We start from the raw sequence: 20844 nt of genomic DNA on the forward strand, positions 1-20844 counted from the left end.
CGCCCATGACCACCGCCGTAGACGAGCGACCCGACATCATCGACGTTGACGACCGCGTGCGCGAGGGGAGCACCTCGCAGATCCAGGACATGCCCGCCTACCGCGAGCACTGGTCCCGGGGCGAGGCCGACCCCAGCGGCTACTGGCTGGCCCAGACCAAGCAGCGGGTCCACTGGCGCAAGGCGCCGACGCAGGGCCTCGAGGGCGACTGCTGGAGCGTGTGCGACGGCCCCATCACCTGGTTCGCCGACGGCGAGCTCAACGTCACCGAGTCCTGCCTCGATCGTCAGCTCGCCAAGCGCGGGGACAAGGTCGCGATCGTGTGGGAGGGCGACGAGCCCGGCGACGTCCGCGAGCTGACCTATAAAGAGCTGCACGCCGAGGTCTGCCGCTGCGCCAACGCCCTGCGCGAGCTCGGCCTCAAAAAGGGCGAGCGGGCCATCATCTACATGGGCATGGTGCCCGAGGCGGCCGTGGCCATGCTGGCCTGCGCGCGCCTGGGCGCGGTCCACTCCGTGGTGTTCGGGGGCTTCTCGGCCGAGGCCCTGCGCGACCGCGTGCGGGACTGCGGCGCGAGCGTGGTCATCACCCAGGACGTCGGCAAGCGCGGCAGCAAGAACATCCCGCTCAAGGCGACCACCGACCAGGCCCTCGAGGGCGAGGCTGGCGTGGAAGCCGTGCTCGTCTACCAGCGCGACGCGTCCGTCGAGGTCGCCATGAAGGCGGGCCGGGACCACTGGTGGCACGAGACCGTCAGCCCGGCCTCGGCCGAGTGCGAGGCCGTGGTCTGCAAGGCCGAGGACCCGCTCTTCGTGCTCTACACCTCGGGGTCCACGGGGCGCCCCAAGGGCCTGGTCCATACTTGCGGCGGCTACCTGACGTGGACGGCCTATACCCACGCCGTCACCTTCGACCTGCGCGAGGACGACGTCTACGCCTGCGTCGCCGACATCGGGTGGATCACCGGGCACAGCTACATCGTCTACGGCCCGCTGTGCAACGGCGCGACCAGCTTGATGTTCGAGTCCGTGCCGACCTACCCCGACGTCGACCGCTACTGGGACATGGTCGCGCGCCACAAGATCACGATTTTTTACACGGCGCCCACGGCCATCCGCGTGCTCGCGGCCCAGGGGCCCGGGCCCGTGCGCAAGCACGACCTGAGCTCGCTGCGGGTGCTCGGGACCGTCGGCGAGCCCATCGATCCCGTGGCTTGGCGCTGGTACTACGAGGTCGTCGGCCAAGAGCGCTGCGCCGTCGTCGATACCTGGTGGCAGACCGAGACCGGCGGCCACTGCATCACGCCCATCGCCCCGGCGACCCCAGAAAAGCCCGGCTCGGCGACCCTGCCCATGCCTGGAATCATGCCGGTGCTCGTCAACGAGCACGGCCGGCCCATGGTCGGCCCCGGCGAGGGGCGGCTGTGCATCGCCCACCCCTGGCCGGGCATGGCGCGGACCGTGTGGGGGGACCACGCCCGCTACGTGATGACCTACTTCACGACCTTCCCGGGCTTTTACTTCACCGGGGACGGCTGCCGCCGCGACGCCGACGGCTACTACTGGATCACCGGCCGCGTCGACGACGTGCTCAACGTCTCGGGCCACCGCATGGGCACGGCCGAGTTCGAGGCCGCGCTCATCGCCATCGACGAGCTCGCCGAGGCGGCGGTCGTGGGCTACCCCCACGCGGTCAAGGGCCAGGGCGTGCACGCCTACGTGGTCGCGCAGCCTGGGGTCGAGGCCGACGACGCGCTCACGGCCAAGGCCCACGAGGCCGTGCGCGGGTCGATCGGGGCGCACGCGCGGATCGATCGCTTGCAGTACGTCCCCGGCCTGCCCAAGACCCGCTCGGGCAAGTGCATGCGCCGGATCCTGCGCAAGATCGCCGAGGGCGAGCCCGACAAGCTCGGCGACGTCTCGACCCTCGCGGACCCCAGCGTGGTCGATGCGATCATCGAGGGCGCGAAGAGCTTCGGGTAGCGGGCTGCCGGGTTACCGGGCTACGGGTGTAAGCCGGGCCGTACTGGATCTCGTCGAGCTTCCCGCGATGCGCTTGGGGAGCGCGGCCCCGGGCGGTGTTCGAGCACAGGAGATGTCTGTACCGACATGTCTCTTGCGGCGCTCGCGAGGGCGTCAGCGAACCCGCAGCGGCAGCGCGTCGTAGCGGTGCCACAGCGGCATGCCCTGGAGCACCAGCTGCGACTCGGGCACGGCCAGCTCGATGTGCTCGAAGCGGCGCAGTAGCGCCCGCAGGGCGACCTTGGTCTCGAGCCGAGCCAGCGCCGCGCCGAGGCAAAAGTGCGGCCCGCCGCCGAAGCTGAGGTGGCGCCGCTTGGGCCGGTGGATGTCGAAGCGATCGGGGTCCTCGAACACGGCCGGATCGCGGTTGGCCGTGGCCAGGCAGGGCATGATCAGGGTGCCCCGGGGCAGCTCGGCGCCCGCGAACACCAGGTCTTGCTTGGGGAACACGGGCTTGGTGGTCTGGATCGGCCCGCGCACGCGCAGGACCTCCTCGACGGCGGCGTCGAGCAGCGGCCCGTCGAGGTCCGCACGAATCTCGGCGAGCTGCTCGGGGTGCTGCAGCAAGGTCAGCACCGCGTTGGCGATGAGGTGCACCGTGGTCTCGTAGCCCGCGACGATGATCGTGTAGGCCAGGGACAGCAGCTCCTCGTGGTTGAGCTTGTCGCCGGCCTCCTCGACGCGGATGAGCGCCGAGAGCAGGTCGTCCTCGGGCTCGCCCCGCTTGGCCTCGATCATCGCGTCGAGGATGCGCACGGTCCGGGGCATGTGCACGAACAGCATGGTCAGCATCGGGATGAGCTCGGTCATGCGCTGGAGCCCGCGCAGCCCCGCCTGGATCTTCGGCATGTCCTCGGCCGGCACGCCCATCATCTCGCGGATCACCGTGGTCGGGATGGGCAGGCTGTAGGCCTCGATGAAGTCGAAGGGCTGGTCGCGGGGGAAGTCGTCGAGGAGCTCGGCGCACAGGCCCTCGACGCGCTCGCCGAGGGTCGCGATGGCCTTGGGCGTGAACACCTTGGCGACCAGGGAGCGCAGCCGCCGGTGCTCCGGGTCGTCCTCGGTGACCATGTTGTTGTTGAGGATCCGGACCGTGCGCGGCATCGGCAGCGGGCTCTTGGTCCGGGCCCCGGTCTTGCGGCGGTCGCGGGTGAAGCGGTCGTCCTCGAGCAGCGCCTTGCAGTCCTCGTAGCCCGCGACGAGCACGGCGTTGATGACGGCGATCTTGGTTCTACACACCGGCGCGTGGGCGTGCATCCAGCGAAAGTGGGCGGGAGCGTCGGCGAGGAAGGCCGGGGTTCCGGGCTTGGCCGAGAGCTTGGGGAGCTCGCGCAGCGGGGTGGGCATGTCCGCAGTCTAGGCCCCTCGGAGCGTCGACGCCCGCCGACTCGAGGTGCCCGCGCGCCTTTAGCTGGGGATGGCTTCGGCCATCTCTTGGGCCGAGCCAAAGCGCTGCTCGGGCGCCTTGCTCAGCGCCTGGAGCACGAAGCCGTCCCACGCCTCGCTCAGCTCCGGACGCAGCTGGCTCGGGGGCGTGGGCTCGTTCGTCGCCTGGGCCAGGCTCACCGCGATGGGCGTCTCTCCCGTGAACGGTGGCCGGCCGGTGAGCACGTGGTAGGCGAGGGCTCCGAGGGCATACAGGTCCGTGCGGGCGTCGACCGCCTCGCCCTTGACTTGTTCCGGGGCCATGTACTCCGGCGTGCCCATGAGCATGCCGGTGGCGGTCATGCCCTCGAGGTTGGCGAGGCGGGCGAGGCCGAAGTCGATGATCTTGACGCGCTGATCGTTGGCCACGATGACGTTGCCGGGCTTGAGGTCGCGGTGGACGACGCCCTGCTCGTGGGCGGCGGCGAGGCCCTTGCACAGCTGGGCGAGGATCTTGCGGGCGCGGGCCAGGGGCAGGGGGCCGTAGCGGCCGATCAGCGCCGACAGGCTCTGGCCCTCGACGTACTCCATGGACAGGAACAGGTGGCCCTCGTCCTGGCCGACGTCGTGGATCTTGACCACGTTGACGTGGCTGATACGGCGGGCGGCGCTGGCCTCTCGGCGCAGGCGATCCTCGGCGGCCGGGTCGAGCAGCGCCAGGCCGTGCATGATCTTGAGCGCGACCTGCTCGTGCAGCTGCTCGTCGTGGGCGAGGTAGACCGCGCCCATGCCCCCCTGGCCCAGGGCCTGCTCGATGCGAAAGCGCTTGGCGAGGGTCTGTCCCGGCTCGAGCACGAAGGCCTTGGCGCGCGGGGTGAACTTCGCGCTCATGGCTTCGCCGCCTCCGGCCGCCAGGGCCTTGGTCGCCGCGTTGCCGATCTCGAGCTGGCGGGTGGCGAGGCGGTTGAGCTTGGCGTTGAGCTCGAAGTCCACGCTGCACACGATGGTCTCGAGGTGCTCGACGCGGGCGCGGAGCTCCTCGATGGTCTGCTGGTCTTCGGGGGTGCCTCCAGCGGCGCCCTTGCCGGGCGGGAGCGCGTGCTGCTTGCGCTGCTCGATCTCCGCCATGCGCTCTTTGTGGCGGATGCCGAGGAAGCGCCACAGGGAGATCGAGCCGAACACGATCGCCACGATGAGCACGGGGAGTGTGGTCATGGCCCGGATGCTAACGCAGTCGGCGCGCGGGCCTGAGCGTGCTATGTCGGGGCCATGCAGCTCGACTCCATCGAGGGGAACACGCAGCGCCTGGACGGGGGCTCGATGTTTGGCAATTGTCCGCGGGCGGTGTGGGAGCGCTGGGCGCCCGCCGACGAGCTCCACCGCATCGATCTGGCCTGCCGCTGCCTGCTGGTGCGCACCGAGGGCCGCACGATCTTGCTCGAGACCGGGATCGGGGCCTTCTTCGAGCCCAAGATGCGCGCGCGCTTCGGCGTGCAGCAAGAGCAGCACGTGCTGCTCGAGTCCCTCGCGGCCAAGGGCGTCGCACCTGGTGACGTCGACGTGATTGCGCTCTCGCACATGCACTTCGACCACGCCGGGGGCCTGCTGCAGCCCTACGAGGCGGGGCGCGAGGGCGTGGCCCTGGCCTTCCCAAACGCGGCCTACGTCGTCGGCGCGCGGGCCTGGGAGCGGGCCCTCAACCCGCACCCGCGCGACCGGGCGAGCTTCATCCCGGGGCTGTGCGCGGCCATCGAGGCCACCGGCAAGCTCGAGCTCGTCGACGGCGAGCGCTCCGAGACCCTCGGCCCGAAGTTCAGCTTCTCCTACAGCGAGGGCCACACCCCCGGGCTGACCCTGACCCGCGTCGAGACCCCCCGCGGGCCGGTGACCTTCATGGGCGACCTCATCCCCGGGGCGCCCTGGGTGCACCTGCCCATCACCATGGGCTACGACCGCTACCCCGAGCTGCTCATCGACGAGAAGAAGGCCATGCTCGAGCGCGTGGTCGCCGAGGACGGCTGGGCCTTCTTCACCCACGACGCGCGGATCGCCGCGGCCAAGGTCCGGGTCAACGCCAAGGGCAAGTACGAGGCCTACGAGAGCCTCGAGACCTTGACCTGGGCGGACGCGTAGCCGGGGGAGCCGGCTCGCGTCAGGGCAGGCCGCCCGTGGCGTTGCGCTCGACCCCGCGGCCGCCCTGGCCGTTGGGCAGCGGCGGCTGGCGCTGGATCACCGCGCGTTGACCAGGCTTGCCGCTCCCGGACGTGCCCCCGAGGGCGTCGCTGGAGCCCGAGCGCCCGCCCTGATCGCCGTGGCCGCCCTCGGCCGTGGCCTCGCCGCCAGGACCCGCGAGCCCCTGGAGGTTGTCCGGGTCGCCGCCGCGACCACCCCGGGCGATCGCCACGCCGCCGTCGACCTGGGGCGCCCGGCCGGCGTCGCCCTCGGCCCGCGCGTCGCCTCCCTTGGCGGCCGGGGTGCCCTGGACCCGCGCCATCGCGTTGTTGACCGGGACGCACTGGATGAACTCGACGCTCCCGGCACGGCCGGCGTCGCCGCCCTCGGCCATGGATCCGAGCGGACCCCCGAAGGCGTCGGCGTCACCGCCCTCGTTCGCCCGACCCACGCCGACGATGGGCCTGGACAAGGCGACCGCGCCCGGGGCGTTGACGGCCACGGAGCACTGCCCCTTGCCGATGCCCTCGAACACGACCGAGCCGTTCGCGCCACCCTTGCCGCCGCGCGCCCGAGCCCAGCCCGTGTTCCCGGCGAGGGCGAAGGCCGAGCCACCGACCCCGCCCGCGCCCGCGGTGATGGTGCCGTCGACGGTGACCTGGTTGACGGCGCAGACGCGGACCTGGCCGGCGTGGGCGCCCCATCCGGCGTGGGCGATGGCCGAGGCGTTGTTCGAGCGCAGGTCGAGGGCCTCCCCGTCTCCGCCGTCGCCGCCCCACACCTGGGAGCCCGCCTTGAAGGTCACGTTTTGACCGACGATCTTGACCCAGCCGCCGAGGCCTCCGTGCTGGCCGTGGACCGTGACGCCCGCGTTGGCCTGGATCCGCGTCAGCTTGTGGTCCAGGCCGTCCGTCCCGTCCACGATGCTGTCGATGATGACGTCGCCCTCGAGGCTGACCAGGGTCACGTGGCTCGGCTGGGCGGCGTTGTTGGGCATGGTGATCAGGCCGGACACGACGACGTCGCCGTCGGCGATGAGGGTCACGTCGCCCGCGGGGAAGATGGCGTTGGGCACGGTGATCGTCCCGGTCGCGCGCACCACCCCGCCCTGGAAATTGGCCGGCACGACCACGTTGCCGGGGACCGCTCCGGGGGCCTGGGGGACGCTGCAGTCGAGCTCGGCGGGTTCGGGGAGCGGCTCGCCCTCGGGCAGCAAGGGCAGCTCGCCGAAGCTCTCCGGGGAGGCTGGCAGCGGCGTTTCGCCCTCGCCCTCACTCTTGCCGTCGTTGCCAAACAGGCACAGCTGCGGGACGCCGAGGGCCGCGCCCAGGGGGCAGGGCTCGGTCTTGCCCTCGGCCACGCCCACGACCACGCTGAGCTGATCTTCGCCCTCGGGGCTCCGGGCCGTCAACGCCAGCTCGTGCTCCCCGGCCTCGACGAACACCGGCACGATCCCCGCGAAGGTCTGGAGGCCGTCCTCTCCCGGCGCGGGGGCCTGGGTCTGCAGCAGCACCTCGACCTCGCCGAGGCGCGCGACGACCTCGAGGGCCTCGGGCGCGACCACGGTGACGACTAGAGGCTGGCCGGGCTCGAGCCAGTCGGCGCTCAGCGAGAGGTCTTCGATGAGCGGGAGGGTCTCGCTCGGCGCTTCGCCGGGGCAGTCCTCGCTCGCGCGCAGGCTCGCGGGCTCCTCGTCGCACCCTCCCAGAGTTCCCGCGAGGACGAGGCTCGCGGCCAGGGTCGTCGCCAGGCGAAGGTGAGGGCGGTGATGGTTGTCGAAGGTGCTCACGGCCTGGCCATACGGAGCGCCGCCAGACATGGATCACCATCGTCGAGCAATTTTTTAGGACCCGCCGTCACCACCGACGCTGCGACTAGTGGGTGATCTCGTCGTGCTCTGAATGGCTCGACTGGTCGAAGCTATTGCCGATGGCTCGCGCGCGCACGAACGGTGGCGTTCGTGCCACCATGAGCTCGATGGAGGACCGATGGCGAAGGCGTTGAGCGAGGTGATGGCCAAGCTGGAGGCCGAGGGCAACCTCCACGCGCGCAACACCTACGGCCGCCACGGCGCGACCGGGCCGATGTTCGGCGTGCGCACCTCCAAGCTCAGCCGCATGGCGCGGGACTACGGCCCCGACCAGGAGCTCGCGGACGCGCTGTGGGCCACGGGCAACGTCGACGCGCGCCTGCTCGCGGCCAAGGTCGCGGACCACGAGGCGATCACCGCCGCGCGGCTCGAGGCCTGGGTCGAGGACTGCGACTGGTACATGCTCGTCGACGGCTTCGTGGCGGACTGCGCGGCCCGGACTCGCCACGTCCGCGCGCTCGCGGAGCAATGGCGCGGCAGCGAGGCCGAGTACCGGGGTCGGGCGGGCTGGTCGCTGGTCGCTCACCTCGCTCGACAAGGAGAGGTCGGCGGCGCGCTGTTCGAGACCTGCCTGGATGAGATCGCCGCGGGCATCCACGCCGCCGCCAACCGCAAGCGCGAGGCGATGAACGCCGCCTTGATCGCCATCGGCGGGCACCGGGCGGGGCTGCGCGAGCGGGCCGTGGCCGTGGCCGAGGCCGTCGGCGCGGTCGAGGTCGACCACGGCGAGACCGGCATGGTCACCCCGGACGCCCGGGCCTACCTCGAGCAGATGGCCCGCTACGCCAACCGGCGCTCCGGCGACGGGGGAGCGGCGCGCTAGTGCTTCCCGAGCTGAGCTCCGTCGACTCGGTCCACCTGGCCTTCGACAAAAACAACCTCTTCGTGCTCGAGATCGTCCTGGGCTTCGTGATGTTCGGCGTCGCCCTCGACCTGCGCGTGGACGACTTTCGCACCCTCGGACGCTCGCCAAAGGCCCCGGGCATCGGCCTGGTCTGCCAGTTCCTGCTGCTCCCGGCGCTGACCTGGGCGCTGTCTCGCCTGCTCGTGACGGTCGGGCTGATCCCCCCGAGCATGGCCCTGGGCATGATCCTCGTCGCGGCCTGCCCCGGCGGCAACATCTCGAACTTCATCACCCACCTCGGCGGCGGGCGGACGACGACCTCGATCGGCATGACCGCGGTCTCGACCCTGGCCTCGATGATCATGACCCCGCTGAACTTCGCGCTGTGGGGCTCGATGTCGCCGGACACCGCGGCGATCCTCGAGGAGGTCGCCATGGACCCGCTGGGCATGTTCCGCGCGGTGATGTTCATGCTCGGCATTCCCATCACCGTGGGCGTGTTCCTGGCCACGCGCTGGCCCAAGGTGGCGAAGAAGCTGCACCCGCTCTTCAAGCGCTTGTCGCTGCTGTTCTTCGTCACCTTCATCGTCATGGCGGTGCGGGCCAACTTCGACGACTTCATGACCTACCTGCCCCTGGTGTTCCTCCCGGTGCTGATCATGAACGCCTTCGCGCTGGCCCTGGGCTTTTACGTCGCGCGCTTGTCGGGCCTCGACCAGGCCGACCAGCGGGCGGTGTCGATCGAGGTCGGGATCCAAAACTCGGGCCTCGGCCTCATCCTGATCTTCAGCTTCTTCGAGGGCCTCGGCGGCATGGCGATCATCGCGGCGTGGTGGGGGATCTGGCACATCCTCGCGGGCTTGAGCCTGGCGGGCTTGTGGGTGCGCAAGGACCGGCGAGCCGAAGCGGCGGAGCAGGCCGAGGCCGGCGCGGCCTGAGCCAAAGCAGCGTCTGGTTGGGCCCCGATCGGGCAGGGGCCGCCGCGCGGTTTGGGGGTCCGAGCTGCTATGGTCCCCCCGTGCTCGAGCTCGTCCTCGTTCGCCATGGCGAGACCGTGGGTCAGTCGTCGATCCGTCTGTACGGGGCCACGGACGTCGCCCTCGCCCCGGAAGGGGAGGAGCAGGTCGCGGTCGCCGGTCGGGCGCTGCGGGGTTGGCTCGGCTCCGAGCGCAGCTTCGATCGCGTGTTCACCAGCCCGCTGATCCGCGCCCAACGCTCGGCGCAGGTCGTGCTCGGGGAGCTCGGCGGGTCCGCGGCCGCGCGCCTGGCCGAGCAGGTGCAGGTCGTCGAGGGCTTTCGCGAGGTCGACTTTGGCGACTGGGAGGGCTGGACCTGGGCCGAGGTCGAAGCCCGCGACCCCGACAACCACCGCCGCTGGGCCGCCGAGGGCCCGCGCTTCACCTACCCCGGGGGCGAGTCCCGGGAGGCCTTCGTCGCCCGGGTCCAGGCCGCGGTCGAGCCGAGCCTGGGCGCGGCCTTTTCGAGCGGCGCCAAGCGGGTGCTCTGCGTGGTCCACAAGGGCGTGATCCGGGCGATCGCGGCGCGCTTGTTGGCCCGCGAGGTCGGCTCCCTCGGCGACGCGTGGGGCCTGCCGCTGGGCGGCTACCGCCGGCTGTGCGCCCCCGAGCTGGGCGGTCCGTGGACGCTGTCGGCCTTCGACGAGGACCCGCGATGAATTTTTTCTCCCACGCAGTCCTGGCCGCCCGGCGCAGCGAAGAGCCCGAGTACATCGTCGGCTCCATGGCCCCGGACTTCGCCAGCATGGCGGGCATGCGCCTGACCGAGATCCGCGACACGGGCAGCCTCGCGGCGGGCGTCGACTTCCACCACCGCAGCGACGACGCCTTCCACGGCGCGCCGATCTTCGTCGAGCTCATGGAGGACGCGCGCATCGAGCTCGAAGAGCGGGGCCTCGGCTTTGGTCCGGCGGCGGCGATCGGCCACGTCGGCGTGGAGCTGGTCCTCGACGGCTGGCTCGTCGACGAGCTCGGCGAGGTGCCCGAGAGCTACCGGGCGGCCATGCGCGCGGCCGCCGACGTCGACCAGCGCCTGCGCTTTTACGAGGTCGACTACTACGCGGGCTGCCGGCGGTGGCGGGACCTTTGTTCGCGGTTGCTGCGGGCGCCCGTGCCCGAGGGCTACCGCGACGGCGAGTTCGTGGCGGCTCGGCTCGTGCAGATTCTCTCTCGTCGACCTCGCCTCGCCGTCGCCCCGGGCGATGAACCTGAAGTCGTGGCCTGGGCCAAACGCGCGTATGGGGTCGTCGGGGCCCGCGCACCCGCGCTCTTGGACCAGGTCGAGGAGCGCCTGGTGATGCTCGCCGAGCGGGCCGCGAACAAGACCGCCTCCGACTGACGCGAGCGGGCCTACAGCCATCACCGCCGGTGATAGTTCCGGCCATGCGTCGTGGTGACAGGCGTAAGATCGGCGTCCATGAGGCGCATCGACGTTGCTCTGTTGACCCTTGCCTGTCTCAACTTCGCAGCCTGTGCGCAGGGTGGGGATCCTTCGGCGGACACCCTCGATCCGACCTTCGGCGACGACGGCTTCGACGACGAGGCTGACGAGTCGACGACGGACCCCACCCAGGAGACGGGGACCGACGCGGGCACCGAGGACACCAGCGACACCGAGGACACCACCGTCGACGCCGGGGGCGAGTGCGGCAACGGCGTGGTCGAGGCGGGCGAGCAGTGCGACGGCGGCGACCTCGGCGGGGCGACCTGCGAGAGCGAGGGCTTCGGCGGCGGCGGCCTGCTGTGCACGGCCGACTGCACCCTCGACACCAGCAACTGCACCCTGTGCGGCAACGGGGTCGTCGACGAGGACGAGGAGTGCGACGGCGAGGACCTCGGCGAGAGCTCGACCTGCGCCGACCTCAACCTCGGCTCCGCCGACGAGCCCCTCGGGTGCACGGCGGACTGCACCTACGACTTCGGCCAGTGCAGCGGCTGCGGCGACGGCATCGTGACCCCGCCCGAGGAGTGCGAGCCCCCGGGTGACCTGCTCGAGAAGGCCGAGCTCAACGGCGAGACCTGCATGAGCCTGGGCTTCGACGACGGCCTGCTCGACTGCACCGAGGGCTGCACCTTCAACACCGACAGCTGCTACATCTGCGGCGACGCCGTGCAGCAGGGCCAAGAGGAGTGCGACGGCGCCGACTTTGGCGACCTGAGCTGCGGCGACTACATCGCGATGAGCGGCGACCCCTACGACTCGGGCTCGCTCAGCTGCGGGGCGGACTGCAGCGTCGACACCAGCAACTGCTCGCTGTGCGGCGACGGGGTGATCACCGGGGCCGAGGTCTGCGACCCGGGCGACCTGGGCGGCGAGACCTGCCAGAGCCAGGGCCTCGACGGCGGCCTGCTCGGCTGCAACGCCGACTGCTCGGGCTTCGACCTGTCGGCGTGCACGGACTGCGGCGACGGGGTCATCGAGGGCGACGAGCAGTGCGACTTCAACAACCTCGGGGGCGAGAGCTGCGTGAGCCAGGGCTTCCCCGGCGGCGGCGATCTCCAGTGCACCCTCGAGTGCGTCCTCGACACCAGCCAGTGCGCCGACAACTTCTGCGGCGACGGCATCGTCAACGGCTCCGACGAGTGCGACTGCGGCAACCAGGGGGTCAACTGCACGGCGGCCCAGCTCGGCAACCAAAGCTGCGTCGGCCTGGGCTTCGACGGGGGCGCGCTGGCCTGCAACAGCCCCAACAACTGCGGCTACGACACCACGGGCTGCTACGAGTGCGGCGACGGCAACGTCGACCCCGGGGAGCAGTGCGACGGCGGCAACCTCGACGGGGAGAGCTGCACCACCCAGGGCTTCGGCGGCGGCGGCAGCCTGGGCTGCAACAGCAGCTGCGGCTTCGACACCAGCGGCTGCGTCGACGTGCAAAACCCCTTCACGCAGTGCGTCAATACCAGCGTGCAGATCTCCGGAGCCGGCCCGGGCGCGGCCAACCCGATCATCATCAACGTGCCCGACAGCGGCACCGTGACCGACGTCGACGTGTCCGTGGACTGCCTGCACACCTGGCCGGGCGACCTGGTCTTCACCGTCAGCCACGGCGGGCAGTCGGCGATCATCATGGATCAGCCGGGCGCGCCGGCTTCGACCTACGGCTGCTCCACGGACAACATCGACGCGGTGTTCGACGACGAGGGCTCGCAGACGGCCGAGGACACCTGCAACATCACCGCCCCGGGCCTGGGCAGCCCGCCCAACCTCACCCCCAACAACCCGCTGTCGATCTTCGACGGCGCCAACATGTCGGGCAACTGGAACCTGATCATCGACGACACCTTCTCGGCGGGCGACGACGGGACGCTGCTGCAGTTTTGCGTGACGGTCACTTGGAACTGACGCGGCCGTAGGTCGTGCGCGCGGGCCCGCTCGGCTCCCGGCGCTTCGGGGCTGGCGTGGATCCGCGCTCGTCCTCGGCGGGGCCCGCAGCGCCCTCGTCTGCACGCACGAACTCGGGGAGCTCGAAGGGATCGATCCAGTGCAAGCGACGATCGTGGCTCTCACGGGTGGTCATGGCTCAGGGAGCCTGATCCCGAAGAGCCTGCGCGACAAGCTGCGAATTGGTCTTTGGGACAGTTCGATTGTGAGAAATTCGACGGGCTATCCGAGGTGCGCGGGGCCGCCCGGAGTCCGCCCCGCGCGCGGCCCTGGACGCTGCCTGGGGTGTTGGGTACTCCGCGGTGCATGTCTCGCGCCCTGACCCGCGCCCGCGAACGCTACGAGGCGACGCCGCGCAAGCTCGACGATGACGAGGCGATGACGCGGCTGGCCCGCGGCGATCGGGGCTGCCTCGGCGACGCGATGTCGGCCGTCGGCGCCGTGACCCTCATGGTCCTGCTCGTGCTCGTGGGCACGGGCAAGCTCGCCTTCGCCTGGGTCTACATCGGCGTGGCGCTGTTCGTCGGCGGCTTCTTCACGGGCGTCGTCCACCAGTCGCGCTCGGGCCGGGAGCGGCAGGCCGCGCTCGAGTCCGGGCCCCTCGCCGTGGGCGTGGTCCTGCGCGCGGTCGAGCACCTGCGTCGACCGGGCAAGCGCGTCGGTCGGGCCGTGGTGCTCATCGCCCCGAGCGGCGCGCGCAGCCTCGATCGAGCGTGGCTCGAGGGCGCCGTGGCGAGCCTGGAGACCTGGCTCGACTCGGGCTCGAGCTCGGGCGCGGGGCTGCGCGAGCTCATCGCCGAGGAGGAGCGCTTTGCGATCGTCCCCGTCCCCGACGCGGCCTTGCCCGAGCACGACGCCGGCCCGGTCTACCTGGCCAGCGTGTTCGTCCACCCCGAGCACCTCGAGGGCAGCTACCTCGGCGCCGAAGAGGACGAGGCCGCGGAGGCCGAAGACGCCGACCTCGACGCGCCCGTGCGCCCCGCGGCGATCCCGGTGATCGTCGACGTCGAGCGCAACTTCATCGAGCAAGTGCCGAGCCCCTGAGTCGTGGACGTGGGGCAGGGAGGGCGCGTCCATGGGTACCTTGCTTCCGCTGCTGGCGACCTTCCTCGCGCTCTCGTTCACGGCTGGGCTGGTCGCCACGGTGGGCCGACGGCGGCGGCGTCGAGATCGAGGGACTCGGCGGGCGCTCGCGCCGGCCAAGCTCGAGGCCCTCGCCCTGGTCGTCGGCGAGGACCTGATCGAGTTGATCCGCGCCAGCGCGGAGCTACGCGTGCGCCTCGAGGACGCCCTCGCCGGCGGTCGCCAGATGCTGGCGGTCGAGGAGCAGCTCAGCGGCGTCCACCGGCGGCCGCTGTGGCGGCAGATCGAGGACGCCAACTACGGCCACGCCCTCGGCGGCGTGCGCTCGGCCGTCGACGCCTGGCTCGCCCGGGTCGACGGCCTCGGCGTCAGCGAGCGGCAGATCCTCGACTTCACCCGCCTGTCCGAGGCGCCGCTGCGCGCCCTCGCCGAGGTCCTGGTCGAGCTCGGCGGGAGCGCGGAGGCCGAGGAGGTTCAGCTCGGGGTCCTCGCTGGCGACGCGGTCCAGGTCGTGGGCGATCGGCGCGAGAGCATCGCCGAGATGATCGCGAGCCTCGAGGCCGCCATCGCCTGCCTGGTCCGCTTCGAGTCCGAGCTCAGCAGCTACCGCCCCCAGGGCTACCGCTGAGTTTCTGTTTTGCCCCCACAGCCGCCTGGGACCGGGGGCGCTTCGTCGCTCCGCTCCTCCGCTTTGGCTTGGTGGGCAATGGGGTTCGTGCCCTCGAGAGGGCATGTGGTCGCCCCCGCGAGCGGGGGCGTGGATTCGTTGACAGTGGCTGAGTCTATTCGTGGGGCAGGGAGGGCGTGGAGTTGTCCACGACAGCTAAAGAAGACAGAGACTGTGGATTCGTTGACAGTGGCTGAGAGGGTCGGCCAGAATAAGGCGCGTCGCCTCGCGCCGGGCCTGGCGGCGAGATCGAGGAGCCGAAGCGAAGGCGTATCGAGCATACTTCGAGCTTCGGCGACAACGAGCCTCGTCGTCAGGAACAAGCGAGGCGGCGTGGCTTATTCTGGTCGACCCTCTGAGTCGTGGACGTGAGGCAGGGTGGGTGTGGCGTCGTCCACGACGGCTAAAGTGGCTGAGCCTATTCGTGGGGGTCTTCGACGACGAGGTCGAAGATGCTCGCGCCGTCCTCGTCGATGAAGCCCATCAGCGAGTAGTGGGAGAACTCCGCGTCGTCGTCGAAGTCGGCCCAGGCCTCGGCGATGACCTCGCAGGCGCCGTAGCCGAAGCCCTCGTTGACGACCTGGACGTTGTAGCGGAACTCGTGGGGGACATCGACGGGCCGCATCCAGTCGACGCCTTGCCACACGATGTTGTCGGCCCATAGCGCGTGGTCGTAGTAGCCCGCACCGCCCCCGCCGATCACGGGGATGCACTTGCCCTCGGGGCCGGAGTTGCAGTTGAACAGCATCGGTGGGGTATCGCCAGATTCCCCGCCGAGGGGGACCCCGTCGGGGTGCGGGCACTTGTGGAGGGGACCCGGCTCGGTCTGCTCGATCTCGAAGAAGTCGAAGGCGCCGAGGACGATGAGCTGGAGCTCGCCGGGGATGGCCGCGATCTCGGCGAGGTCCTCGGGGCTGAGCTCGAAGCCGGTGTCGGTCTCCGTGTCTTCTTCGGTGGACTCGGTCGCGTCGTCTTCGGTGGACTCGGTCGTGTCGTCTTCGGTGGACTCGGTCGTGTCGTCTTCGGTGGACTCGGTCGTGTCCTCGCTCGTCGCTTCGTCTTCGCTCTCCCCGGTCTCGTCGTCGGCACTGGGCGTAGGGAGGGTCGAGTCGACGCAGGCCAGGGAGAGCGCCGAGCAGGCGCCGAGGCACAGGAGGGTATGGCCAACGCGATGGGAGGCGAGGGTCCGGTTCATGCCCATGAGCTAGCACTGCCGTCAGCGCTTCGCCGCTGACAAAATTGGTCACGAACGCCTGCGTAGCCCATCCCACGACCCGAATTGTCGCTCCGGTGACGCGTTGCGTCCGCGCGGGGGAGCGCTTTGTCAGACCTTTCAGCGCGCTTTCAGGTGACGCAGATCGCCGCCCGAAAATTGGCAGTCACAACAGCTCGTCGAGGGCGGCGGTCAGGCGCTCGACCTCGGCGAGGGTGTTGTAGTGGACCATGCTGACGCGGACGATGCCGTCGCGGGCCTCGAGGCCCAGGGCGCGGATGGCTCGCTCGGCGTAGAAGTGGCCCCAGCGGATCGCGATCTTGCGCGCGTCGAGCAGCGGCGGGAGCTCGCTCGCCTTGCGGCCCTCGACGGTGAACGCGAGGGTCGGCACGCGCAGCTCGGCGTCGCTGGTCTCGGGGCCGACGACGCGGACCTTGGGGTGGGCGCGGAGGAAGTCGAGCAGGGCCTCGGCGAGGGCGACCTCGTGGGCGGCGAAGCGCGCGAAGGTCCGGGCCAGGGCCGCGCGGCTCGGCAGCGCGTCGGCGCCCTCGGCGTCGTCCTCGCCCGCTCCCTGGTGGTGAACGTCGACGGCCCCGAGGTAGTCGAGGATGCCCGGCAGCCCCGCGCTCAGCTCGTGGGTCACGTTGCCCGGCTCGAACTTGTAGGGCACCTGCGCCTCGTCGATGAAGTAGTGGTTTTGCCCGCGGGCGGCCTCGAGCAGCTCCCGGCGTCCCCACAACAGGCCCTGGTGCGGGCCGTAGACCTTGTAGAGGCTCAGCAGGTAGTAGTCGGCGCCGAGGCTCGAGACGTCGACGAGGCGGTGCGGGGCGTAGGCGACCCCATCCACGCACAGCTGGGCCCCGGCCGCGTGCACGCGCTCGGCGACGGCCGGGATGTCGTGGATGCGGCCGACCACGTTGGCGCAGTGGGTCATGGCGACCAGGCGCAGCTGGCCGGTGGCCCGGGTAGCGAGCGCGGCGATCATCGCCTCGAGGTCGTCGAGGGCGAGGTCGGCGGTGTCGGGGCGCAGCTTCCAGATCTGGACCTCGACGCCCGTTTCGCCCAGGCGCACCCACGGCCCGACGTTGGCCTCGTGGTCGAGCTCGCTGACGATCACCACGTCGCCATCGGACCACAGCGGGCGCAGGGCCCGGGACAAGAGCGCGGCGTTGACCGTGGTCGAAGGCCCGAGCACGACCTCACCCTCGGCCGCGCCGACGAGGCGCTCGGCCGCCCGGTGGCCGAGCTGGACCTGGGCGCCCGCGCGCTGGGACAGGGGGTAGCTCGCCCCGAGCTGCATCATGTGGCGCTCGAGGTAGTCGCTGATCCGCCGGTGGACCTGGCGCGGGACCACCGAGCCGCCGGCGTTGTCCATCAGCGCCCACTCGGGGTGGTGCTCGGACAGCGCGGGGAACTGTCGGCGGACGAAGTCGAGGTCGAGGGAGCGGTCAGACGCGTCCGAGGGCATGGCCCGAGGCTCGCACGCTCGCGGGCGCAGATCGACGCTTCAAAACCGTTCCAAACCCGCTAGAGAACCGCTAGAGAACCGCTAGAGATCTGGCAGCACGCCCAGGCCCGTCTCTTCCGACTTGGGCTTGGGGGCGGGCTTGGGCTGGGGGGCAGGCTTGGCCTTGGGCCGCGGCGCAGCCTTGGGTTTGGGCCGGGGCGCGGGCTTGGCCTTGGGCTCGTCGCGCTGCCACCCAGCGGGCGCACGCCGCTCGCCCTTGTCGAGCTCGGGGTGCGGCACGAACACGGGCTCCGTGGCGATCTCGGGCTCGGGTTTGGGGGCAGGCACGGGCTTGGGCGCGGGCTTGGACTCGGGCTCGTCGGGGCTCGCGTAGGGATCGTAGTCGAGCTCCCGAGCGACGCCGTGGATCTCGGCGGCGTCGGGCAAGCTGTCGACGTCGGGGACCTCCAGGGGCTCGTCGGCCTCGAGCCCCGCGGCCTTGCTGCTCTTGCCATGGATGACCGCGGCCGAGCCCGACACGCCGTCGAAGCGCGCCCGGGCGTCCATGACCTTGGCGACGTAGGCCTGGCTGTAGTCGGGGAAGTCCTCCCCGGCCTCGACCCAGCGCTTCACGTTGCCGGGGCCCGCGTGGTAGGCCGCGACCGCGTGGTGCTCGTCCTCGAAGCGATCGAGCATCTCGCTGAGGTAGAGGGCGCCGGCGCGGACGTTGAACTCGGGGTCGTAGGCCCGGGCCGAGTGCTCGCCCATGCGCTTGGCGAGGTAGGCCGCCGTCGCGGGCATCAGCTGCATGAGCCCGCGCGCGCCCGCCGAGGACTTGGCCCGCGGGTTGAACCGACTCTCGACCCAGATGATCGCGTTGAGCAGCTCGGGGTCGAGGCCGTGCTCGTCGGCGGCGGCGGTCACGATCGCCTGGACGGCGAGGATGCGCGCTTGCTCCTCCGCCGAGAACTGATCGAGGTTGGCGTGCTTCGCGGACTTGGCGCCGCCTGCGCTGTCGGCCTGCGGGGCTTGCGTCGAGCTGCCGGCCGAGATCGCACAACCACTCGCCGCGAGGATCACGCCGAGGAGCACGCTGGGCAGGGAAGGAGAGGCGAGATCGGCCATGGTGCCCCGAACATAGGGAGGACGGGCCAGAACCCGAATTTTCTGGCGTTCTCGCCGGGTCTGGGCGCGCTCGGCGTGTCAGGCTGAGCGCCGAGGCGGGCCGAGGCCAGCCGCGACCGCCTCAGGTCCGTTCAGGATCGGCCCACGCGCCCACGGGACACACGACATTTCGTGTCCGCCCACACGCTCTTCGTCTTGACCCGCGGCCACAGATCCATATTCTTCGCCTCCCCCTGCGCCCAAGCGCGGGGCCCCGAGCTCTGGGTCGAGAGCTCCGCCAGGGCGAGCGCATCGTCGACGGACGAGAAACAGTGACGGATCAAGCCATCATCAAGACCGGCGGCAAGCAGTACCGCGTCGCCGTGGGAGACAAGCTCCGCATCGAGAAGCTCACCGCCGACGTCGGCGCGAACGTGGACTTCGCCGAGGTGCTCTTCGTGGGCGCGGGCGCGGACGCCCGCATCGGCACCCCGCTGGTCGAGGGCGCCAAGGTCAACGCCGTGGTCCGCAGCCACGGCCGCGGCAAGAAGCTCATCGTCTACAAGTTCCGCCGTCGCAAGAACTACCGCCGCAAGAACGGCCACCGCCAGCCCTACACCGAGGTCGAGATCACCGGGATCTCCGCCTGATCCGACAGGACCGAAAGGACACACCGACATGGCACATAAAAAAGGTCAGGGATCCATCAAGAACGGCCGCGACTCGAACGCACAGTTCCGCGGCGTCAAGAAGTTCGGTGGCCAGTACGTGAAGGCCGGCAACATCCTCGTTCGCCAGGTCGGCTCCAAGTTTTGGGCCGGCGAGGGCGCGGGTCAGGGCCGGGACTTCACCATCTTCGCCAAGCGCGACGGCGTGGTCCGCTTCTACAAAGCTGGCCCCAAGGCTCAGCGGCGCTCCTTCATCGCCATCGACCCCGTCGCCGAAGCGGCGGAGTGATCGCGTCGAGCCGGGCGCGCCTCGGCTCGAAGATCCGGCTGACGAAGGCCCTCCGACCCCTCCCGGGTTGCGAGGGCTTTCGCGCGTTTTGAACTTCAACACACTCCACGGGACCCCATGCGCTTCATCGATCGAGTTCGCATCCAAGTTTGTGCCGGAGACGGTGGCAACGGCGCCGTCGCCTGGCGGCGAGAAGCCCACGTGCCCAAGGGCGGTCCCGCCGGGGGCGACGGTGGCAACGGCGGCGACATCTGGCTCGTCGCCGACGAGGGCCTCTCGACCCTCCTCGACCTCAAGTACCGCCAGCACCACCGCGCGCAGCCCGGCCGGGCCGGGGCCGGGGCGGGCAAGAACGGCCGCGGGGGCGAAGACTGGGTCATCAAGGTCCCCGTGGGCACGGCGGTCTACTTCGAGGGCGTCGCGGGTGACCCCGGGGATCCGCTGCCGTGGCAAGACGACGAGGCCCAAAGCGGCATCGTCGTCGAGGACGACGACGAGGGCATGGAGAACGTGTGGATCGTCGACGGCCAGCAGTTCGCGGGGCCGCCGGTGGTCGAGCTCGACGGCGAAGACGCTGACGAAGACGACGAAGACGACGAGGACGACGAGGACGACGAGGAAGATGAGGGCGAGCCCGATGACGCCGCCCTCGCCCTGGCCATCGCCGCCTCCCTCGACGCGGGTGAGCTGGGCGGTCCGCTGCCCGAGTCGGCCCAGGAGCTCCTCGACGCCGGAGCCACGCCGGCGATCATCGCCGCCTTGCCCCAGGGCGCCTCGATCACCGAGGGGGCCCAGCGCCGGAACATGCGAGACAAGCGTCGAGCCAAGCGCGAGGTCCGGCCCACCTACGAGCGCGGCGATCTCATCGGCGATCTCCAGGACCACGGCGATCGCCTGCTCGTCGCCCGCGGCGGTCGGGGCGGGCGCGGCAACATCCACTTCCGCTCGTCGACCAACCGCACCCCCGACCGCGCCGAGCCCGGGACCGAGGGCGAGGCCCGCTGGCTCCGCCTCGAGCTCAAGCTGCTCGCGGACGTGGGCATCGTCGGCTACCCCAACGTCGGCAAGTCCACGCTGATCTCGAGCATCTCCCGGGCGCGCCCGGAGATCGGCGCCTACCCCTTCACCACGCTCACGCCCCAGCTCGGCGTGGTGTCCCTGTCCGACGAGCGGACCATGGTCGTCGCCGACGTACCGGGCCTGGTCGACGGCGCGAGCGAGGGGCGCGGGTTGGGCCACGAGTTTCTCCGCCACCTCGAGCGCACCCGCGTGCTCTTGCACCTGCTGGCCCCGGACCCGACCGAGGGTCGGGAGCCCCTGGTCGACCTCGAGGCCCTCGAGGGCGAGCTGCGCCGCTACGGCTCGATGTTCGACGGGCGCCCGCGGGTCGTGGCGCTCAACAAGATCGACACGCCCGAGGGCGAGGCGATGATCCGCCGCACTCGGCGAGCGCTGCGGAAGCGGAACATTCCCCTGTTCCCGATCTGTGCGGTCACCGGCGAAGGCACCGAGGCGCTGCTCGAGGCGCTGTGGCGCCGCCTGGTGCTGGTCCGCGAGCGCGAGCGCTCCGGCTTGGGCTGAGCGCGGGGAGCTTCGCGGGGCTCGTAGCGAGGCCGATCGGGACGGAGCCCTGGGTCTGCATGGCGACACCCGAGCGTTGCCTTCAAAGTTTCTGACCCCGCCTCGACTTGGCCCCAGGCGCA

At 70.9% G+C, this 20844-nt stretch carries 19 protein-coding genes; 12 read left to right on the plus strand and 7 right to left on the minus strand.

The window, feature by feature from the left end; genetic code table 11:
• Positions 1 to 5: 5 nt before the first annotated feature.
• Positions 6 to 1982 (plus strand): acetate--CoA ligase, encoded by a 1977-nt coding sequence (acs, locus tag PPSIR1_RS08395; RefSeq protein ID WP_006970593.1) that lies wholly within the window; start codon positions 6 to 8, stop codon positions 1980 to 1982.
• 153 nt (positions 1983 to 2135) lie between these two features.
• Here the strand turns inward: acs and PPSIR1_RS08400 are convergent, their stop codons facing one another.
• Positions 2136 to 3368 (minus strand): cytochrome P450 family protein, encoded by a 1233-nt coding sequence (locus PPSIR1_RS08400; RefSeq protein WP_006970594.1) that lies wholly within the window; start codon positions 3366 to 3368, stop codon positions 2136 to 2138.
• A 60-nt stretch (positions 3369 to 3428) separates the two neighbouring features.
• A complete protein-coding gene (locus PPSIR1_RS08405; protein WP_086001142.1) occupies positions 3429 to 4601 on the minus strand; it encodes a serine/threonine-protein kinase in 1173 nt (390 codons plus the stop codon).
• Between the two features lie 54 nt (positions 4602 to 4655).
• Between PPSIR1_RS08405 and PPSIR1_RS08410 the strand changes: the two genes are divergently transcribed.
• A complete protein-coding gene (locus tag PPSIR1_RS08410) occupies positions 4656 to 5519 on the plus strand; it encodes an MBL fold metallo-hydrolase (RefSeq protein ID WP_006970596.1) in 864 nt (287 codons plus the stop codon).
• 19 nt (positions 5520 to 5538) lie between these two features.
• Here PPSIR1_RS08410 and PPSIR1_RS08415 read toward each other — a convergent pair whose 3' ends face one another.
• The gene (locus PPSIR1_RS08415) at positions 5539 to 7347 is read right to left on the minus strand and encodes a hypothetical protein (protein ID WP_006970597.1); all 1809 of its coding nucleotides are present in this window, start codon (positions 7345 to 7347) and stop codon (positions 5539 to 5541) included.
• 199 nt (positions 7348 to 7546) lie between these two features.
• Here PPSIR1_RS08415 and PPSIR1_RS08420 point away from each other — a divergent pair, with 199 nt between their 5' ends.
• From PPSIR1_RS08420 to PPSIR1_RS08440, 5 genes are all read left to right on the plus strand, one after another.
• Positions 7547 to 8251 carry a DNA alkylation repair protein gene (locus PPSIR1_RS08420; RefSeq protein ID WP_006970598.1) on the plus strand — a complete coding sequence of 235 codons (705 nt, stop codon included), beginning with the start codon at positions 7547 to 7549 and terminating at the stop codon, positions 8249 to 8251.
• A complete protein-coding gene (locus tag PPSIR1_RS08425; protein WP_006970599.1) occupies positions 8251 to 9210 on the plus strand; it encodes a bile acid:sodium symporter family protein in 960 nt (319 codons plus the stop codon). The genes PPSIR1_RS08420 and PPSIR1_RS08425 overlap by 1 nt, the downstream gene beginning before the upstream one ends.
• Positions 9211 to 9290: 80 nt before the next feature.
• Positions 9291 to 9947 (plus strand): histidine phosphatase family protein, encoded by a 657-nt coding sequence (locus tag PPSIR1_RS42195; protein ID WP_006970600.1) that lies wholly within the window; start codon positions 9291 to 9293, stop codon positions 9945 to 9947.
• A complete protein-coding gene (locus PPSIR1_RS08435; protein WP_006970601.1) occupies positions 9944 to 10627 on the plus strand; it encodes a hypothetical protein in 684 nt (227 codons plus the stop codon). Before PPSIR1_RS42195 ends, PPSIR1_RS08435 begins: the two co-directional genes overlap by 4 nt.
• A gap of 102 nt (positions 10628 to 10729) precedes the next feature.
• On the plus strand, positions 10730 to 12631 hold the full coding sequence (locus PPSIR1_RS08440; protein ID WP_006970602.1) for a hypothetical protein: 1902 nt from the start codon (positions 10730 to 10732) through the stop codon (positions 12629 to 12631).
• On the opposite strand, the gene PPSIR1_RS08445 is transcribed toward PPSIR1_RS08440, so the two are convergent.
• Positions 12618 to 12806 (minus strand): hypothetical protein, encoded by a 189-nt coding sequence (locus PPSIR1_RS08445; RefSeq protein ID WP_006970603.1) that lies wholly within the window; start codon positions 12804 to 12806, stop codon positions 12618 to 12620. The genes PPSIR1_RS08440 and PPSIR1_RS08445 overlap by 14 nt on opposite strands.
• Positions 12807 to 12976: 170 nt before the next feature.
• Between PPSIR1_RS08445 and PPSIR1_RS08450 the strand changes: the two genes are divergently transcribed.
• Both PPSIR1_RS08450 and PPSIR1_RS08455 read left to right on the plus strand, forming a co-directional pair.
• On the plus strand, positions 12977 to 13714 hold the full coding sequence (locus tag PPSIR1_RS08450) for a hypothetical protein (protein ID WP_006970604.1): 738 nt from the start codon (positions 12977 to 12979) through the stop codon (positions 13712 to 13714).
• 31 nt (positions 13715 to 13745) lie between these two features.
• Positions 13746 to 14381 carry a hypothetical protein gene (locus PPSIR1_RS08455; protein WP_006970605.1) on the plus strand — a complete coding sequence of 212 codons (636 nt, stop codon included), beginning with the start codon at positions 13746 to 13748 and terminating at the stop codon, positions 14379 to 14381.
• A 457-nt stretch (positions 14382 to 14838) separates the two neighbouring features.
• On the opposite strand, the gene PPSIR1_RS08460 is transcribed toward PPSIR1_RS08455, so the two are convergent.
• From PPSIR1_RS08460 to PPSIR1_RS42200, 3 genes are all read right to left on the minus strand, one after another.
• Positions 14839 to 15615 carry a hypothetical protein gene (locus PPSIR1_RS08460; RefSeq protein ID WP_157595328.1) on the minus strand — a complete coding sequence of 259 codons (777 nt, stop codon included), beginning with the start codon at positions 15613 to 15615 and terminating at the stop codon, positions 14839 to 14841.
• Positions 15616 to 15799: 184 nt separating this feature from the next.
• Entirely contained in the window at positions 15800 to 17101 is a 1302-nt protein-coding gene (locus PPSIR1_RS08465) for a cysteine desulfurase-like protein (protein ID WP_006970607.1), read from the minus strand.
• An 81-nt stretch (positions 17102 to 17182) separates the two neighbouring features.
• Complete coding sequence (locus PPSIR1_RS42200) at positions 17183 to 18205, minus strand: lytic transglycosylase domain-containing protein (protein WP_006970608.1); 1023 nt, start codon at positions 18203 to 18205, stop codon at positions 17183 to 17185.
• A gap of 311 nt (positions 18206 to 18516) precedes the next feature.
• Here PPSIR1_RS42200 and rplU point away from each other — a divergent pair, with 311 nt between their 5' ends.
• The 3 genes from rplU (at position 18517) to PPSIR1_RS51115 (ending at position 20722) form a co-directional block, all read left to right on the plus strand.
• Positions 18517 to 18834: a 50S ribosomal protein L21 gene (gene rplU / locus PPSIR1_RS08475; protein WP_006970610.1), complete on the plus strand. Its 318-nt coding sequence runs from the start codon at positions 18517 to 18519 to the stop codon at positions 18832 to 18834.
• Positions 18835 to 18862: 28 nt separating this feature from the next.
• Positions 18863 to 19141, plus strand: a complete 279-nt coding sequence (rpmA, locus tag PPSIR1_RS08480; protein WP_045115633.1) for a 50S ribosomal protein L27 — start codon at positions 18863 to 18865, stop codon at positions 19139 to 19141.
• A gap of 117 nt (positions 19142 to 19258) precedes the next feature.
• Positions 19259 to 20722: an Obg family GTPase gene (locus PPSIR1_RS51115; protein ID WP_006970613.1), complete on the plus strand. Its 1464-nt coding sequence runs from the start codon at positions 19259 to 19261 to the stop codon at positions 20720 to 20722.
• The last annotated feature ends 122 nt before the right edge of the window (positions 20723 to 20844 follow it).

The sequence above is a fragment of the Plesiocystis pacifica SIR-1 genome, from assembly GCF_000170895.1.
Lineage (GTDB): Bacteria > Myxococcota_A > Polyangia > Nannocystales > Nannocystaceae > Plesiocystis > Plesiocystis pacifica.

What these genes read in the sequence shown, in the direction of transcription:
- PPSIR1_RS42200 (WP_006970608.1), bottom strand. Translation starts at nt 18,205, where the DNA reads ATGGCCGATCTCGCCTCTCCTTCCCTGCCCAGCGTGCTCCTCGGCGTG.
- PPSIR1_RS08455 (WP_006970605.1), top strand. Translation starts at nt 13,746, where the DNA reads ATGGGTACCTTGCTTCCGCTGCTGGCGACCTTCCTCGCGCTCTCGTTC.
- PPSIR1_RS08400 (WP_006970594.1), bottom strand. Translation starts at nt 3,368, where the DNA reads ATGCCCACCCCGCTGCGCGAGCTCCCCAAGCTCTCGGCCAAGCCCGGA.
- rpmA (WP_045115633.1), top strand. Translation starts at nt 18,863, where the DNA reads ATGGCACATAAAAAAGGTCAGGGATCCATCAAGAACGGCCGCGACTCG.
- PPSIR1_RS08410 (WP_006970596.1), top strand. Translation starts at nt 4,656, where the DNA reads ATGCAGCTCGACTCCATCGAGGGGAACACGCAGCGCCTGGACGGGGGC.
- PPSIR1_RS08450 (WP_006970604.1), top strand. Translation starts at nt 12,977, where the DNA reads ATGTCTCGCGCCCTGACCCGCGCCCGCGAACGCTACGAGGCGACGCCG.
- PPSIR1_RS08420 (WP_006970598.1), top strand. Translation starts at nt 7,547, where the DNA reads ATGGCGAAGGCGTTGAGCGAGGTGATGGCCAAGCTGGAGGCCGAGGGC.
- PPSIR1_RS08460 (WP_157595328.1), bottom strand. Translation starts at nt 15,615, where the DNA reads ATGAACCGGACCCTCGCCTCCCATCGCGTTGGCCATACCCTCCTGTGC.
- PPSIR1_RS08445 (WP_006970603.1), bottom strand. Translation starts at nt 12,806, where the DNA reads ATGACCACCCGTGAGAGCCACGATCGTCGCTTGCACTGGATCGATCCC.
- acs (WP_006970593.1), top strand. Translation starts at nt 6, where the DNA reads ATGACCACCGCCGTAGACGAGCGACCCGACATCATCGACGTTGACGAC.
- PPSIR1_RS08465 (WP_006970607.1), bottom strand. Translation starts at nt 17,101, where the DNA reads ATGCCCTCGGACGCGTCTGACCGCTCCCTCGACCTCGACTTCGTCCGC.
- PPSIR1_RS51115 (WP_006970613.1), top strand. Translation starts at nt 19,259, where the DNA reads ATGCGCTTCATCGATCGAGTTCGCATCCAAGTTTGTGCCGGAGACGGT.
- PPSIR1_RS08405 (WP_086001142.1), bottom strand. Translation starts at nt 4,601, where the DNA reads ATGACCACACTCCCCGTGCTCATCGTGGCGATCGTGTTCGGCTCGATC.
- PPSIR1_RS08435 (WP_006970601.1), top strand. Translation starts at nt 9,944, where the DNA reads ATGAATTTTTTCTCCCACGCAGTCCTGGCCGCCCGGCGCAGCGAAGAG.